This is a genomic window from Novosphingobium sp. P6W (assembly GCF_000876675.2).
GTDB lineage: Bacteria > Pseudomonadota > Alphaproteobacteria > Sphingomonadales > Sphingomonadaceae > Novosphingobium.
Genome location: NZ_CP030354.1, coordinates 646,965 through 663,734, shown reverse-complemented (window position 1 = coordinate 663,734; position 16,770 = coordinate 646,965). Strand labels below are relative to the sequence as shown.

Here is a 16,770-nt window from a genome sequence, read left to right as displayed (position 1 = left end):
AATGAACGGCAAAGCCACTGCAGGCGTCGGCACGACGGCCAAAGGCATCACGCTCATCTACGCGCAGATCCTGCCGGTCATGGCGATCGTTTCGCTGTTCCCCGCGATCCCCAGACTGTTTGCGCAGTTCGGGCACATTCCTGCGGCCGGCTTCCTGATCCCGGCGATTGTCACCATCCCCTCGCTGTGTTGCGCGCTGTTTGCCCCGTTGGCCGGGATCATCGCGGACCGCTATGGCCGCCGCCGCAGCTTCGTGGGCGGCATGGCCCTCTACGTCCTCGCCGGGCTGGTGCCACTGTTCGCCAACGACCTTGTGGTCATCATGATCAGCCGTGCCTTCCTCGGGGTGGCGGAGGCTTTCGCCATCACCATCTCCAGTGCGCTCATCGGCGACTACTTCGGCGAGAAGCGGCACCGGTGGGTGGCATGGGTAGGCGTGGCAACCTCGATCGCGGGCACCGCCCTGATCGCAGCGGGCGGAGCGCTGGCGGATGTCAGCTGGCGCGGGCCTTTCGGCATCTACCTGGCGGCAATCCCCGCATTCATCATGGCGCTGGTGTTCATCGACGAGCCCGTGAGCGTTCGCCGCGAAGACCCCGCGCGGCCAGTCGTGCGCCTCGGTTTCCCGTGGCGCGAAGCCGCGCTGATCGGCGCGGTGACGCTTCTGACTTCGGTTCTCTATTATGTCGAACCGCTCAACATCGCGCGCGTTCTGGACTTTCGGGGGGCGGGATCGGCGACGCGGATCGGGATCATCCAGGCGGCGACTAGCCTTGGGTACATCGGTGGCGCGTTTCTATATCGCAAGCTTCACGACCGGGGCATCGGCACGCTGCTGGCTCTGGCCGCCGCGCTGATCGGCTCCGGACAGTTGGTGATCGGTTTCGGGCCAAGCTGGCAGGTGGTGTCTATCGGCGCTACGATCCAGCAGCTGGGCGGCGGCATGGTCATCCCGACGTTGCTGGCGTGGGGGCAAGCGATGCTCCCCCTCGAACAGCGTGGTCGCGGCATGGGCATCTGGGCCACCGCGTTCTTCACCGGAACCTTCGTGTGCAGCCCGATTGTGAGCTTCGTCAGCAACGTATCAGGCGGCCTTGTGCCCGCCATGACGGTCATGGGCTTCATCACCCTTGCCGCCGCAGTTCTCGCCTACATGGTACTTCCCAGCGGCCGCGCCGCCCGAAAGGTTCTCGCATCGTCATGAATTCGCGTCATTTCGACTACATCATCGTGGGCGCCGGTTCTTCCGGCTGCGTCCTGGCAGACCGTCTCAGCGCCGATGGCAAGAGTACGGTGCTCCTCATCGAGGCGGGCGGTACGAACGAGACCGAACTGGTCAACATGCCGCGCGCGTTCATGAAGATGTTTGGAAATCCCATCCACTTCTGGCACTTCCCGATCAAGGAACAGGCTGGCCGACCAGAAGGCGAAGTCTGGTCCTACGGTCGGGGCCTGGGCGGTTCCAGCTCCGCGAACGGCACCTGGTATCTGCGCGGCATGCCTGCCGATTACGACGGCTGGGCAAAGGCGGGCAATACCGAATGGCGCTGGAGCGAGATCGTCCGCTGCTTCGGAGAGATGGAGAGCTATCAGGTAGCGGGTGCGGATCGTTCGCGCGGGCGCAATGGCCCGTTGCAGATCACCCAGTTGCCCTATCGCTCCCCGGCGATCGCCGCCTCTGTCGAGGCCGGTGTGGAAATGGGCCTTCCGCGTCTTGAGGACATAAACACCCCCGGCACCACGGGCATCGGCTATACCCAGGCGACGGTAAACCGCCGGGGCCGCCGGGCGTCGAGCTACCAGGCTTTTCTTAAGCCTGCGATGCGCCGACCTAACCTGACAGTGATGACCGACACGCTGGTCGAAAAAGTGGAGCTGGAAGGCAAACGCGTCACCGGTGTCAAAGTGCGGACTTCGTCCGGCACCCAAAGCATCCGGGCTGCCCGCGAAGTGATCTTGTCGGCAGGCGCGCTCCAGAGCCCCAAGCTCCTGCAGCTTTCGGGCATCGGCCCGGCGGACGTGCTTTCGCAAGCAGGCGTTGCGGTGCGCCACGAACTCGCGGCAGTCGGCCGCAATCTGGCCGATCACGCGATGTTCTCGATATCGTATCGCCTGCACAACGATCGCGGTGCAAATCATCAGTTTTCCGGTTGGCGACTGGCTTCGCACGTCGTGCGCTACTACCTGACGCGCAAGGGGCTCATGGCGTATACGTCGCCCGAGGTTACTGCGCTGCTTTCGATGCGCAGTAACCAGGACTGGCCGGACGTGCAGTTTGGCATCGGCCCGTTCTCCATGCGCTCGACCGAGGAGATCAAGGCCGATCCGGGACGCGGCGCGCTGGAGGACAAGCCCGGCATAACCGTGAACGCCATTGCCCTGCGCCCCCGCAGCAGGGGCTCGGTCGTGATCCGGACCGGCAATGTCGAAGATGCGCTCGATATTGACGCCAACTGGTGGGGTGACACGGAGGACAAGGCGTTTCTCATTGAAATGGTGCGTCTGGTGCGGCGCTATATGCGCCAGCCAGCGCTGGCGAAATTCGTCGGCGAGGAAGTGGTGCCGGGCGCTGCGGCCGAGAGCGACGAGGAGATCGGCAACGCACTGGAATGGCTGACCAGCCCCGGCGTTCACGCTACCGGGACCTGCCGCATGGGCGACGCCGCTGACAGCGTCGTCGATTCCCGCCTGCGCGTTCACGGCCTCGAGGGCCTGCGCGTCGTCGATTGCTCGGTTATGCCGCTGCCGCCTGCCGGGAACACCAACGGGCCGGCCATGGTCGTTGGCTGGCGGGCGGCGGAGCTGATCATGGAAGATCGCGGCTGACGGACCGCCTGGCGACTGGTAGCACGATGGTGGCGACGTTGTGTCCGGTCAGGCTCTCGATTAGGCAGTAGCATGATTGGAGAGGTCAAGGCATGAGGTTTCGCGGGCTGGACCTGAACTTGTTGAGTGCGTTCGACGTGCTCATGCGGGAACGCAGCGTGTCGGCGGCGGCACGCAAGCTTAACCTCAGCCAGCCAGCGATGAGCGCGGCGCTGTCGCGGTTGCGCGATTTCTTTGGCGACGAGATACTCGTCGCACAGAACAAGCGGATGTTTCCGACCGCCTTTGCCGAGCGATTGGTGCCCGAAGTGCGCAATGTCCTCGAAAGCGTGAACGCCATGCTTTCGAACCGGGGCCAGTTCGACCCGAGCACGGCCCAGCGCAAGTTCCGGCTGATCGCGTCAGATTACGTCATTGCTGCGGTTATCGCGCCGCTGGTCGAGAAATTGTCGCTCGAATCTCCGGGCATCTTGCTCGACCTAGCAGCGCCATCGGAACGCTCGTCTGTCGAGTTGTCGGAGGGTGCTGCCGACCTGATGATTTCGCCGGACTATTACATTACCGGCGAGCACCCGAGCGAACTACTATTTGAAGAAGCGCACGTCGTTGTCGGGTGGAAAGGCAACCCACTCATGCAGGCGCCGCTGACGATTGACCAGTTCCTGAATGCGGGGCACGTGGGCATACGCATCGGGTCGCAGCGGCAGCAAGCGTTCGCGGATCGCCAGATGAGCCTTATGGGGCACGTTCGGAGGATTGAGGTCGAGACGCACTCGTTCTTGACCATTCCGCTGCTTTTGGATGGAACGCAAAGGCTGGCCCTGATGCAGGCCCGGCTTGTAGATCGGCTGGCGCGGCAGTACCCGATCGCGGCTCAGCCCCTGCCCTTTGAATTCCCGCCCATGCGCGAGATGATGCAGAACCACATTACCCGCCAAGCCGATGCCGGTCTATTGTGGCTGAAATCCTTGCTTAAAGCAGCGGGCGCAAGCTAATCCATCGATATGGTGGATCGTAGCTGATAACTTATATAAGTTTCTGAAATCTCCCCCAAACCGCTATTCCCCCTACTGAAGTGAATACGCGGGAGAGAAAATTGAAAACGCTGGACGTATTGATCGTTGGCGCAGGCATCGGCGGACTGTCGGCGGCGATCGCGCTGCAGCGTTCGGGTCACCAGGTGACAGTGATCGAACGCGACCCGCAGTGGTCGGTCTACGGCGTCGGCATCATTCAGCAGGCGAACGTCGTGCGGGCGATGGACCAACTCGGCGTGCTGGATGACTTTCTCGACGCCGCGTGCGGCTTCAATGCAGTAGAAATCTACATTCCCTCAGGGGCGAAAGTTGCGCGTGTGCCTGCACCCAGCCTTGTCCCAGGGAAGCCCGCCAATGTCGGCATCGGTCGCCGCGCGCTCCAGAAGGTTCTGGGCGACAATGCAAGGGCCCTTGGCGCAAAGATCAGGCTCGGCCTTTCAGTCGCCGATCTTGCCGATGACGGCGAGGGTTGCGCGGTGCGCTTTTCCGACGGAAGTGAACAGAGATTCGACATCGTCGTTGGCGCTGACGGAGCCTATTCGCAGACGCGCGAGGCCATCCTGCCCGATGCGGCAAAGCCAGAGTTCACCGGGCAGGGCGTTTGGCGCTACAACTTCCCGCGCCCCGCCGATCTGGATGCGCTGCATGTTTATAATGGCGCGGTCGGTGTCGGTCTGGTGCCAATGAGTGCTACACAGATGTACCTGTTCGCGACCAGCCCGGAGGAGGGCAATCCCTTCTATCCGCGCGAGGGTATCGCCGCAGTGATGCGCTCCAAGTTGTCCGGAGCAGCGCCGCAGATTCAGGCTTTGGCAGCACAGATCACCGACGACGAAGGTGTCGTCTATCGTCCGCTGGAGGCTCTCATGGTCGACGGACCATGGCACAAGGGGCGCGTCGTCCTGCTGGGTGATGCCGTTCACGCGACGACTCCGCATCTGGGTCAAGGCGCGGGTATGGCGATCGAGGACGCTATCGTGCTGGCGGAGGAACTCGGTTGCAACGATACCACCGAGGCGGCCTTCTCGACTTACCGTGACCGTCGCTACGAACGCTGCCGCTACATCGTCGACAAGTCGTTGGCGATTTGCCACGGCCAGATCGGCAAAGGCCCGCCTGTCGACAATCACAAGGCTACTGCGGAGATGTTCGCGGTCGTCTCGCAACCTATCTAAAATAGCACCCGATTAGCCAAGGACTGACCCATGAGCCGAGTGACCGAAATCCGCTATGTCGGATATGGCGTTGAGGATTTCGACGCTGAACGAGCTTTCTATGCGAACGACTGGGGCCTTGCCGAAGTAGCGGCCGACGAAGGCATGACATGGTTCAAGACCCCCGGCCATGATGAGCACCACGTCGTTCGCCTCCACAAATCCGACGCCAATCACGTGGAGGTGATCGCCTTTGCTGCCGACACGCGCGCCGATGTCGATGCGCTGCACGACAAGGTCGTGGCAGCTGGCTGCAAGGTCATTCATCCCCCGCGTGATCTCGACGGGCCGGGGGGCGGCTACGGCGTTCGCTTCTTCTCGCCCGACGGCCTGCCGTTCGAGATTTCCGCCGAAGTCGCGCGCTCTACCAAGCGGGTAATGGAGCGCTGGGAGGGGTTGCCGGTCAAGATCAGCCACATCGTCCTCCACTCGCCCAATCACGAGGCGGCGGTGAAATTCTTCACCGATGTGCTGGGCTTCAAGGTTTCCGACTGGCTTGGCGATTTCATGTGCTTCCTGCGCTGCAACGAAGCGCATCACCGCATTGCTATCCTGCCGGGGCCGCCGTGCCTCAACCATGTCGCCTACGACATGCTGACGCTGGACGATATGTTCCGCGGCGCGCACCGCCTCAAGCAGCAGGGCACCGATATCCGCTGGGGTCCGGGGCGCCACACGGCGGGCAACAACACCTTCAGCTATTTCGTGACGCCGGGCGGCTTCGCGGTCGAATACACCTCCGAACTGGAGGAAGTCGATTTCGAGAACCACGTTCACCAGGTTCACGCCCCGGCGCCGCTCATCATGGACCAGTGGAGCATGGGAGTGGGCGGTCCGCAGACAATGCCGCACCCCAAGCCCGACGCGCGTCTGTTCCAGGCATCGGAGGTCTGAGCGGTGGCCCTGTTCGAATACTTCCCGAACTACATCTGGAACCTCTCCGTCGCGATCGCGATGGAGAGCGGCGGGCAGATCGGCGAGATCGTCGATATGTGCAAGCCGATCAAGGATGCTGCCGATGGCGGCGCCGATGCGGGGACACCCATGTTCATGAAGGCATGGGCGGCGATGGGCGACAAGCTGCTGGAACTGGCTGCCGAAGATGAGGCCAAAGGCCGGGCCTTTTCCGCATCCAACAAGCTGGAACGCGCCTCGCTCTATCTTTTCACCGCCGAGCGGATGCAGGGCCACGGTGCTCCCAGTCGCGAGCAGACTTACGCCCGCGCGCGTGATGCGTTCGATCGCTCGACGGCGCTGGGCAAGCTCAACCGTGAGCGAGTAGAAATACCGCTGGACCAGGGCACGATGCCGGCTCTCTTCACCCGTGCGCCGGGGGAAGGGAAGAAGCCCGTCGTGGTGTTCTGCAACGGCCTCGATAGCTGCAAGGAACTGCTGTACTGGACGCGGCTTCCCGAACAGCTGGCGCGTCGCGGCATTTCCACCCTGTGCGTCGATCAGCCCGGATCGGGCGAAGCGCTGCGCCTGCAGGGTCTACCCGTCGATCCACACTCGGAAAGCTGGGCAACCAAGGCGGTGGACTGGCTTGAGCAACAGCCCGAGGTCGATTCCGGTGCGATCGGCATGACCGGTATATCGCTGGGCGGCCACTTCGCACCGCGCGCCGTCGCCTACGAGCCACGCTTTGCGAGCGGCGCCGTATGGGGCGCCAACCACAACTGGCGCGAGGTCCAGGACAAACGCATGTCGCGCGAGGGTGAGAACCCGGTGCCGCATTACTGGGCGCACGTCCACTGGGCGTTCGGGGCCGAAGGCCAGGAGGACTTCCTCGCGAAGTCCGAGGCCATGAACCTCAACGGTCATATGGATCGCATCAAGGTGCCGTTCCTCGTCACGCATGGTGCCAACGACCGCCAGATCAGCGTCGCCTATGCCGACGACCTGTATGACCAACTGATCAATTCGCCCCGGCGCGAGAAGGTGATCTTCACCGCGCGCGAGGGCGGGGTGGAGCATGTCGGCGCGGATAACATGGCCTATGGCCGGGACCTGATCTCGGACTGGTTTGCACAAACGCTGGGCGGCCGCACCGCCTGACGAAAGACTGAACTACCGGCGGAAGCGCAAGCCGCCGGCCAAAAGGCGCGCCGCTCCAGCACTCCTCCGGAGCGGCGCGCCCAATAGTTAAAGGAAAGGATGCCGATGACCCGCCGCTTCGTCGATCTGTCGATTACTCTGTGCAACGACGTGGTGAGCGACCCGCCGTTCCTGAAGCCCGAGATCACCTACCAGAACCACATGGATACGGCGGGCGAACTGGGCATGTTCTTCCCCGGCGTGACCGCTGAGGATACCCCTGACGGCGCCGGCTTCGCCGCGTCCGAATGGGTGAAGCTGACGACGCACAGCGGCACGCACCTCGATGCCCCCTACCACTTCCATCCCACCATGAACGGCAAGGACGGCGAACCGGAGCGTTCTATCACCATTGATGAGGTTCCGCTCGAATGGTGCTTCCAGCGTGGGGTCAAGCTGGACTTTCGCGATCTGCCTGACGGGCATGTCGTCACTGCGCAGGAGGTCGAGAAGGAACTGGCCCGCATCGGCCACGACCTGCAGCCGCTTGATATCGTGCTGGTCAACACCGCTGCGGGCAAGGCGCTTGGCCGGCCGGACTTCGTCAACGTGGGCTGCGGAATGGGCTATGAGGCGACCATGTACTTGACCGAACGCGGTGTGCGCGTAACCGGCACCGATGCCTGGAGCTGGGACGCGCCTTTCGCCCACACGGCCAAAAAGGTGCAGGAAACCGGCGACACCTCGCTCATCTGGGAAGGCCACAAGGCCGGGCGCGACATCGGCTACTGCCACTTGGAAAAGCTGCACAACCTCGAAGCGCTGCCGCCGCACGGCTTCACTGTCAGCTGCTTCCCGCACAAGATCAAGGGCGCTTCTGCGGGCTGGACCCGCGCCGTCGCGATAATCGAGGACTGATCCGGTGCGGCTTGCCACGCTTCGCAACGAAATTGCCGATGGGCAGCTGGTGATGGTATCGCGCGATGGCGCACGCTGCCTTTTGGCGCCATCACCTAGCCTGATTCAGGCGATTGAGCATTGGGCCGATATCGAACCGGCCCTGCGCAGCATAGCCGCGCGTATCGACGCGGGCGAGGGTGAGGCGCTGGATCCGGCACTGCTGCGCGCGCCCCTGCCGCGTTCGTGGCAATGGCTCGATGGCTCGGCATTTAGCACGCATGGCGAACTAATGCAGATCGCCTTCAATCTGCCGCCGGTCGAAAGCGATCGACCGCTCATGTACCAGGGCATATCGGACCGGTTCTACGGGCCGAATGATCCGATCCCGTTCCCGGACGAAGCGGACGGTATCGATTTCGAAGGCGAGTTCGGCGTGATCGTCGATGCCGTGCCGATGGGCGTCTCACCCGAGGAGGCGTTGGGCCACATCAAGCTGGTAGTACAGATCAACGACTGGTCTTTGCGCGCGATCGCCCCTGTCGAGATGAAAACCGGCTTTGGCTGGGTACAGGCCAAGCCCGCCTGCTCGATGGCCCCGTTTGCCGTGACGCCGGACGAACTGGGAGATGCCTGGCGGAGCGGGCGCGTCTGCATGGACCTGCACGTCGATTGTAACGGCAAGGCGTTCGGGCGTGCGAACGGAAGCGCGATGGACTTCGGCTTCCATGATCTTGTCGCCCACGCCGCCCGCACCCGTGACCTTGTGGCAGGCACAATCATCGGGTCGGGTACCGTGTCCAACCCGAACTACGCCGAAGTCGGCTCAAGCTGCATATCCGAAGTGCGCGCCATCGAAATCATCCGCGATGGTCATCCAAGCACGCCCTTCATGCGCCACGGCGATACCGTTCGGATGGAAGGTCTTGACCTAAATGGCTCAGCTCCTTTCGGAATCATCGAACAGTCCGTCGCGATCGGTATCCCGGCAACGGGTCAACCTGCCGAACACGGAAAGTGGTCGGCAGGTTGACCGCGCTCCCGAAGACGAGCGCATGCTGCTTGGCGAGGATGGGGAGTCGTCGGAGTACCCCCTCAGAGATCGATGGGGAAATCTACCTGATCTGCGACAGGTCGTCGGGACTCTGGATGCGGTGCACGACGAAGTTCGAGCACTGCGAGAGGATGGTTCTGGAAAGCTCGCTCGGCCGCTGCGACGCCACCATCAGAAACAAACCGTCGTTGACACTAAACGCTAACAACGTGCTCGATCAGGATCCGCCTTATTCGATTTCCGGGCAACGCTTCACGAATGGATCGACGTTTGGACGGTTCGTTCAGGTCGGCATTCGGAACGCCCGAAAAGTGTGAACGGGAGAAAATACGCATGAGAAGTGTAAATTACTTGGTGACTATCTCGCTGTTTGCTGCGGCTTCCATGGCTGCACCAAGCGGCCTGTTCGCCCAGGCAGTCCCTCACCTGCAGGTCGCAGGGAATACCAAGCACCTGATCGTCGACGGAAAGCCCTGGATCGCCTTGGCGGGGGAAGTGCACAACTCCACGGCATCCAGTGCCTCCTATATGGCCCCGATCTGGGACAATCTGGCAGCACAGAACCTCAATACCGTCATAACGCCGGCATATTGGGAGTTGGTGGAGCCCGCGGAGGGTAAGTTCGACTTCAGCTTGGTGGACGAACAGCTTCGTCAGGCCCGCAGCCGGAAGATGCGAATCGTGCTGCTCTGGTTCGGCACTCTGAAGAACGCCAGTTCGACCTATGCGCCGCAGTGGGTCCGTGAGGATCGGGCCCGGTTCCCGCGGGCAGCTCTAGCATCGGAAACAGCCGGGGGACGCGATCTGCCGATCAGTATTTTCGGGCCGAATATTGTTGCAGCGGACGCAAAGGCGTTCAATCGTTTACTAAATCACTTGGCCCAGGTCGATCAACAACACACAGTGATCGCTGTCCAAGTCGAGAACGAGGCCGGCCTCCTTGGTGACAGCCGGGATAGGTCGCCTGTGGCGGAACGGGCTTGGAACGGGCCCGTGTCCCAGGCCCTGATGAACTATCTCATTCGCAATAAGGGTCGGCTTGCGCCCACGCTCGATGCCGTGTGGGCGCGCAACGGTTATCGAAGGTCGGGCAACTGGCCGCAGGTGTTCGGTAACGATTGGCAGGCCGATGAGATCTTCATGGCGTGGGGTGTAGGCCGTTTGGTCAATACCATCGCCGCTGCTGGAAAGTCGCAGCTAAGCCTGCCCATGTATGCGAACGCATGGCTTGGCCCCCAGAAGCCGACCGATCAGGCGGGACGCTACCCCTCGGGTGGACCGGTGCCGCGCGTGTTCGATGTCTGGCGTGCGGTCGCTCTATCTCTCGACTGGCTTTCGCCGGATATCTATGCCGACGATTTCGAATATTGGGCCGCCGCATATGCCAGCCCTGGCAACCCGTTGTTTGTGCCGGAAGCCAAATTGAACGTAGGAAACCTATTCCTCGCACTCGGCAAATACAAGGCGATGGGGTTCGGTCCGTTCGGCATTGAAGAAGGCGCACCCGATAATCAAACCGCTGAAGCGTACGGTTTCCTCGGCGGGATGATCCCTCAGTTGGCTGAGGCTCAGTCGCGCGACCTGATAGCAGGATTTGCCTTAAAGGACGGCGAAACTTTGAGCCGCAGGATGGGCGATTACGTTCTCACCGTCGGCGGTCAACGTGCCTTCGTCAGCAAGATGCTGCTCGACATGGGCGTGACGATCCGTGACGCGCCCCCGGAGCGCAAAGCGCAGAATATCGGCAGACAGGCAACGGAGTTGAGCGACCTTAGACCGACAGGGCTGATCATTCAGATCGCACCTGATGAGTTCGTCGTGGTCGGCAAGGATCTCACAGTCCGCTTCGCTGCAGCGGCCACGCCAACGCAGGCTGTCGAAATTGCCCGCATAGAAGAAGGACGATTTGTAGACGGCGCATGGCAACCCGAGCGGGTTCTCAATGGTGACGAGCGACTGAGTCTCTTGCCTTCCGACAGTTTCGGCAGCGTTCGCATCAAGTTGCTCCGTCCGCGTCAGGCTTCGTGAAGCTCGTATTTTTCGTTTGTTCCATCGGCCGCATGTGAGGCGGTCCCGCTCTTTCATCCGGCGGCGCCAATAGATGCAGTATCGATTAGCTCATTCTTTACGGCGATCCGTGAGGGCGACGTCCTTAAAAACCTCTCATCTTTGCGGTTAAAAGATCAAAAAAAGGTATAATAACGCAGACTATTGCAGTAAATCGGATCGTGATTTGCAGATTTTCGCTTTACCAATGGCTCGGCCTTCGGTCGCTCCGCTCAGTTCGGCCTGAGGAAGAAGTTCTGATCGAGACCTATCGGCCGTCATCGTGGGGGAATCCAACGTGCAGTTATCGTCTTTTCTACGTTTCGCGGCGCCTCTGGCGATGCTGGGGTGCGCTTTGGGCGGTGCGCCCGCGGCTGGCTCTGCGCCGGCGGCTGTGGCACAACGCGATGGCAGCGTACGCGTCGCGATGAGGGACTTCGTCACACGTGTCTACACGGATCGAAACCCCGTCGTTGCATATGACCGCTACGCGGCCAAAAGCCTGCTCGATCCGACGACCGGCAGGTCTACGGAACGGGCTACTGCGGCAGCGATGGTCGAGCGCTTCGTTCACATGCCTGGCAGCGTTTTCGACGTCAAAAACCTCCTCGTGGATGGGGACCTGGCCGTTGTGCACTATTACGGCGCTTTCGATCCTAAAAAGCCTGGTGCCGACGTCGCCGAATTCTTTCGTTGGAAGAACGGCCGGATCGTGGAGCATTGGGCGATTCTGCAGGTGCGGCAGGATACGAAGAGCGCGGTGCCATGAGTGGCTCGCGGACAAAACCCATCCGAACTATCATCAACCGGAGATGCTGAATGCGTCACGTTCTCTGTGCCTTGCGTATCGCGGCATTGCCTTTGTCGTCCCTGATCGTGGCTCCAACGGCGGTTTGCGCGGGTGAAACCCCCGTCAGGGTGACGTCCCCCGATTTCGGCCCGAACGTGATCCTGCTCGATCCATCCATGCCGGTCGATCGCATCAACGAAACCTTGCAGCGTGTCGAAAAGGATTCGGATCCCTGGGCAAAAGCGCGCACCGCGATCTATCTGCTGCCGGGAACCTATGGAAAGCCTGCGGCCCAAAATGCGCAAAAGGCCGCGGCGGGCTACATCAACTCGGTCGTCGGGCCGATGACGTCGATTCAGGGGCTCGGCGCTGAGCCCGGCGATGTCGTCGTCAACGGCAACCTGCGCATCATCGGCAACCTCGGCACGTTCTGGCGGAGCCTGCAGAACATGCGGATCAATCCGATCGATCCGGAGTCACCGGGCGCGCTGCGCTGGATCGTCTCGGAGGCCTCGCCGCTGCGCCGGATCGATATCTCGGGCGACCTCGATCTTGGCGTGGGCCATGTCGCCTTCGGCGCCGCGATCGGAAACACGCGAGTATCGGGGGTCGTCAATTCCGGCAACGGACGGGCAAAGGACGTTCCGGGCGCGGGCGGGCAGGCGCATTATTATGCGCAGAACAGCGTCTTTAAGGGCGGCTGGATCGGGCAGTCGGTCAATTTCGTGTTCTCCGGCGTGCAAGGTGCGCCGCCGACCGACTTCGGCCCCCGCGCCGGCAAAGACGGGCCGGGTGACAAGACCACGCTGGGCACGACGCCGGTATCCCGGGACGCCCCGTTCCTCTTCGTCGATCGTGGCCGCTACAGCGTGTTCGTCCCGAAGGCGCGAATGAACGCGCGCGGCATCGCTTGGGGATTGGGAAAGCCGAATGGCGACGTTCAGCCGATCAACGCATATTTCATCGCCAAGCCGACCGATAACGCTGCGACGATCAACGCCGCCCTGGCCGGTGGCAAGAACCTGCTGCTGACACCGGGCGTGTACGAGCTGGATGCACCCATCGACGTCACCCGTCCCGGCACCGTTGTTCTCGGCATGGGATATGCGACGCTGCAACCGGTTCGCGGCACGTCCGCGCTACGGATCGGCGACGTACCCGGAGTCGTGGTGTCTTCGCTCGTCGTGGATGCGGGGCTGCTGAACTCCGATGTGCTCATCGAGGTTGGGCCAAAGGGGGCCAACCATGGGTCGGCGGCCAATCCGACGTCCTTGGTCGACGTCTATGTTCGCGTCGGAACGGACATTTCGGGCAAGGCGACCACCAGTGTCGAAATCAACCAGAACCACGCGCTCATCAATCATACATGGATCTGGCGCGGGGACCTTTCACCAGGCGCGAAAGGCTGGGAAACGAATGCAGGCGACGTCGGGCTGGTGGTCAATGGAGACAACGTCACCGTTCTCGGCGCGTATGTCGAGCATTACCGCAAGCAACAGGTGCTCTGGAACGGCGACGGCGGCCGGACGATCTTTTTCCAATCAGAGCCTCCCCATGACGCGCTGACCCAATCGGACCGCATGAACGGCACCGAAAAGGGCTATGCATATTACGAGCTCGCGCCGACCGTTCGAACGCACGAGGGCATCGGCTTCGCTCTGTACGGCGCCGCGAGCAAGTCGACCGAACCGATCATCCAGATGAGTGAGATCAAGGCTCCCGAGCGGCCCGGCATTTCATTCCGCAGCGTCACAGGAGTATGGCTGTTCGGTCACGGCCAGTATCTGAATACCTTCAATTCCGATGGGCGCGCCGTCGGTAAGGACATCGTTCCAAGCTTCGTGCCGGGCATCGCGGCGACACGGCAGGTCGTGGCGTGGCCGGACGGCAACTGACGACGCACTGCCCGCATGTTTCTCCTCAGACGATAGGACCTCCCGTGACCGGTATCTTCGAGGGCTCTGCAGCCGGTATTGCGATGCTCCTCGCCTGTTCCGTCGGGCCATCCGCCGCGGCTCATACTAATGAGCGCTGGTATTGACTCACGCTTGGGATTCTCAAGCTGCTGATCTGCCCCCCGCTGAGTGGCCCAGAGACTATGATAGTCTGGACCATGAAAGGGGCATTGAATGCCGAGCAAGAAGCACAAGCCGGAAGAGATCATCGGCAAGCTGCGTGAAGTTGAGATTGTGCTAGCGCAGGGAGCCTCGACTGCCGAGGCATGCCGGCGGATCGCGGTCAGCGAGCAGACCTATCATCGGTGGCGCAAGGAATATGGCGGGCTGAAGACCGATCAGGCGCGGCGGATGAAGGATCTGGAGAAGGAGAACCAGCGGCTTCGCCGTGCGATTTCCGATCTGACCCTGGACAAGCTGATCCTGCAGGAGGCGGCAAAGGGAAACTTCTAAGCCCCGCGCGGCGGCGACGCTGAATTGATCATGTGCGACGAGAGTTTCCGGTATCCGACCGACGGATATGCCGGGTGCCGGGTCAGCATCGATCGACGCAGCGCAAGGTGCCGCGCGGGGCGGATGACGAGCAGGCGCTGACGGAGGACATGATCGCACTGGCAAAGCAATATGGTCGATACGGCTACCGCCGGGTGACGGCGTTGCTGTGCCATGCAGGGTGGACGGTGAACCATAAGCGGGTCGAACGTACCTGGCGGCGTGAGGGGCTGAAGGTTCCGCAGCGTCAGCCAAAGATGGTGGCCAACGACGTCTCGGTGCGTGATTGGCAGATGCACACGCCCACCTTCACCATGGGCAAGTCGTTCGACACGCACGGTCCGATCGGTCCTTGGATCGTGACGGCCGACGAGATTCCCGACCCGCATGCCCTCGGCCTGCGCTGCTGGGTCAACGGCGACTTGCGCCAGTCGTCGAACACCTCGGAGATGATCGCGAATATCTATGAGCAGATTGCCTATGTCTCGATCGCCTGCACGCTCGAGCCTGGCGATATCATAGCGACCGGTACCCCGGAGGGCGTCGGCCTCGGCATGCGTCCGCAGGCGTTTCTCAACGTTGGCGATGTGGTACGCAGCGAGGTCGATCTGATCGGTTCGATCGAGAGCCGTGTCGTATCGCAGACCCGGTAACAAGCTCAGCGACAGGCTTTCCCGTTCGCGGGAAGCCTGTCGCGCTGCACTTAATCAGTATCCGTGCCGGGAAAGCCCTCAATGTCCATTCTGACGCAGCGCCTGTCTGCAAATCTGAGCTTCCTGTTCACCGAATTGCCGTTTCTCGATCGTTTTGCGGCGGCGGCGGATGCCGGATTCACATGCGTGGAATTTCTGTTTTCCTACGAATATGCGCCCGAGGTGATCGCGCAACGGCTCGAAACTAACGGTCTCGCGCTCTCTATCTTTAATGCCCCACCCGGCGACTGGGAGAAGGGAGAGCGCGGACTGGCGGCGCTTAGTGATCGCCAAGAAGAGTTCAGGGAATCGATACACCGCGCGCTGGACTATGGCAGCGCGATCAACGCGACGACCTTGCACGTCATGGCGGGCCTTGCCCGCTCGCGTGATCCTGTCGCGCACATGACCTATCGCGACAATCTCGCCTGGGCCGCCGAGCTGGCGCGTGCCCGTAACATCCAGCTTCTCATCGAGCCGATCAACATGTTCGACATGCCGGGATACTTCCTCGACGATTTTGCGCTCGCCGCCGATATCGTCGAAGCATCGCAGGGCAGCATCGGTTTGCAGTTCGATCTTTATCACTGCAGCAAGATGCACGACACCGTGCTCACCTATCTGGCGGCCTATCTGCCCATTACCTCGCATATCCAGATCGCCGGGGTGCCCGATCGCCATGAACCGGCGTCACCGGACATGCCGCTGCAGCCGATCTTTTGGATGCTTGAACGCATGGGTTATGCCGGCCGCGTTGGATGTGAGTATCGACCGGCGACAAGTACGGTCGAGGGGCTGCGTTGGATCGGCGACCTGGAGGCACAGCTATGAGCAGAATCGCATTTCTCGGCACCGGGCTCATGGGTGCGCCGATGGTACTCAGGCTGCTCGCGGCAGGCTATGACGTCCAGATCTGGAACCGCTCGGCGGAGAAAGCGGCGCGCCTGGTCGATGCCGGAGCCAAGCTGGCGTCCTCGCCGGCGCAAGCGGTGACGGACGCTGATATCGTCTGCCTTTGCCTCACTGATGGAAAGGCGGTCGAAGCACTTCTATTCGGTCCGGCCGCGGTCGCAGCAGCGCTCGCTCAACATGCGATCATCGTCGATTTCTCGACCATCGGACCCGTGCCCACACGGGCGCTTGCCGAACGGGTCTCGACGATCGTGCCTGACGCGCGCTGGGTCGATGCACCGGTCACTGGCGGGGTCAAGGGCGCAGAGAGCGGGGAGCTTGTTATCCTGGCGGGCGGCGCGAAGGATGACATCGCTACCGTCACGCCGGTACTGGCGCATCTCAGCAAGCGCCTGTGCCATCTGGGCCCTCTGGGTGCCGGCCAGGCGGCGAAGCTGTGCAACCAGCTCATCGTCGCCGTGAACGTCATAGCGATTGCGGAGGCGCTTGCTCTCGCGCGCGCCAACGGTCTTGATATAGCGGCGCTACCCGAGGCGCTAGCGGAAGGCTGGGCGGATTCGCTGCCGCTGCAGATCATCGGAAGGCGCATGGCGACGGACACGTTTGAGCCGCCGATCGTCGCTGTTGGCACTTTCGGAAAGGATCTCGCCCTCGTTCTCGAGACGGCGAGCGAGCACCCTGCGCTGGCTGGGAGAGCCGCTGCGGTTTATCGCGCGGCAGCCCAGGCCGGAATCGGCAGTGCCGATACCACTGCACTGCTCGCATTCATCGAGACCCCCGGTCGGGCCTCGGACATAGACACGATCTAGAGCGGAGAACAT

At 62.0% G+C, this 16,770-nt stretch carries 13 protein-coding genes and 3 pseudogenes; 15 read left to right on the top strand and 1 reads right to left on the bottom strand.

The window, feature by feature from the left end; genetic code table 11:
* Window position 1: 1 nt before the first annotated feature.
* The 8 genes from TQ38_RS28625 (at window position 2) to TQ38_RS28590 (ending at window position 9,041) form a co-directional block, all read left to right on the top strand.
* Window positions 2-1,204 (top strand): MFS transporter, encoded by a 1,203-nt coding sequence (locus TQ38_RS28625; protein ID WP_043981000.1) that lies wholly within the window; start codon window positions 2-4, stop codon window positions 1,202-1,204.
* Window positions 1,201-2,826 carry a GMC family oxidoreductase gene (locus TQ38_RS28620; RefSeq protein WP_043981002.1) on the top strand — a complete coding sequence of 542 codons (1,626 nt, stop codon included), beginning with the start codon at window positions 1,201-1,203 and terminating at the stop codon, window positions 2,824-2,826. Before TQ38_RS28625 ends, TQ38_RS28620 begins: the two co-directional genes overlap by 4 nt.
* 92 nt (window positions 2,827-2,918) lie before the next feature.
* Entirely contained in the window at window positions 2,919-3,821 is a 903-nt protein-coding gene (locus TQ38_RS28615; protein WP_043981004.1) for a LysR family transcriptional regulator, read from the top strand.
* A 101-nt stretch (window positions 3,822-3,922) separates the two neighbouring features.
* Window positions 3,923-5,038 carry an FAD-dependent oxidoreductase gene (locus TQ38_RS28610; RefSeq protein ID WP_043981006.1) on the top strand — a complete coding sequence of 372 codons (1,116 nt, stop codon included), beginning with the start codon at window positions 3,923-3,925 and terminating at the stop codon, window positions 5,036-5,038.
* Window positions 5,039-5,068: 30 nt separating this feature from the next.
* On the top strand, window positions 5,069-5,971 hold the full coding sequence (locus TQ38_RS28605) for a VOC family protein (RefSeq protein ID WP_043981008.1): 903 nt from the start codon (window positions 5,069-5,071) through the stop codon (window positions 5,969-5,971).
* Between the two features lie 3 nt (window positions 5,972-5,974).
* Window positions 5,975-7,132 (top strand): S9 family peptidase, encoded by a 1,158-nt coding sequence (locus TQ38_RS28600; protein ID WP_043981010.1) that lies wholly within the window; start codon window positions 5,975-5,977, stop codon window positions 7,130-7,132.
* 105 nt (window positions 7,133-7,237) lie between these two features.
* The gene (locus TQ38_RS28595; RefSeq protein ID WP_043981012.1) at window positions 7,238-8,029 is read left to right on the top strand and encodes a cyclase family protein; all 792 of its coding nucleotides are present in this window, start codon (window positions 7,238-7,240) and stop codon (window positions 8,027-8,029) included.
* A 4-nt stretch (window positions 8,030-8,033) separates the two neighbouring features.
* Complete coding sequence (locus tag TQ38_RS28590; protein WP_043981014.1) at window positions 8,034-9,041, top strand: fumarylacetoacetate hydrolase family protein; 1,008 nt, start codon at window positions 8,034-8,036, stop codon at window positions 9,039-9,041.
* Here TQ38_RS28590 and TQ38_RS31205 read toward each other — a convergent pair.
* Window positions 8,995-9,246, bottom strand: a pseudogene (locus tag TQ38_RS31205) (ATPase); the annotation flags it as partial. The gene TQ38_RS28590 and the pseudogene TQ38_RS31205 sit on opposite strands and share 47 nt — an antisense overlap.
* Window positions 9,247-9,416: 170 nt before the next feature.
* Between TQ38_RS31205 and TQ38_RS28580 the strand changes: the two are divergent.
* The 7 genes and pseudogenes from TQ38_RS28580 (at window position 9,417) to TQ38_RS28555 (ending at window position 16,758) form a co-directional block, all read left to right on the top strand.
* Window positions 9,417-11,090 carry a DUF5597 domain-containing protein gene (locus tag TQ38_RS28580; protein ID WP_240198211.1) on the top strand — a complete coding sequence of 558 codons (1,674 nt, stop codon included), beginning with the start codon at window positions 9,417-9,419 and terminating at the stop codon, window positions 11,088-11,090.
* A gap of 445 nt (window positions 11,091-11,535) precedes the next feature.
* Window positions 11,536-11,877 carry a nuclear transport factor 2 family protein gene (locus TQ38_RS28575; RefSeq protein WP_052506058.1) on the top strand — a complete coding sequence of 114 codons (342 nt, stop codon included), beginning with the start codon at window positions 11,536-11,538 and terminating at the stop codon, window positions 11,875-11,877.
* 50 nt (window positions 11,878-11,927) lie between these two features.
* A complete protein-coding gene (locus tag TQ38_RS28570; RefSeq protein WP_162792465.1) occupies window positions 11,928-13,793 on the top strand; it encodes an adenylyl cyclase in 1,866 nt (621 codons plus the stop codon).
* A 234-nt stretch (window positions 13,794-14,027) separates the two neighbouring features.
* Window positions 14,028-14,602: pseudogene (locus tag TQ38_RS30750) on the top strand (IS3 family transposase); the annotation flags it as partial.
* Window positions 14,603-14,998 (top strand): annotated as a pseudogene (locus TQ38_RS30745) (fumarylacetoacetate hydrolase family protein); the annotation flags it as partial. It abuts the pseudogene before it with no gap.
* An 81-nt stretch (window positions 14,999-15,079) separates the two neighbouring features.
* Window positions 15,080-15,868 (top strand): hydroxypyruvate isomerase family protein, encoded by a 789-nt coding sequence (locus TQ38_RS28560; protein ID WP_043981019.1) that lies wholly within the window; start codon window positions 15,080-15,082, stop codon window positions 15,866-15,868.
* Window positions 15,865-16,758, top strand: a complete 894-nt coding sequence (locus tag TQ38_RS28555; protein ID WP_043981021.1) for an NAD(P)-dependent oxidoreductase — start codon at window positions 15,865-15,867, stop codon at window positions 16,756-16,758. The genes TQ38_RS28560 and TQ38_RS28555 overlap by 4 nt, the downstream gene beginning before the upstream one ends.
* Window positions 16,759-16,770: the final 12 nt, after the last annotated feature.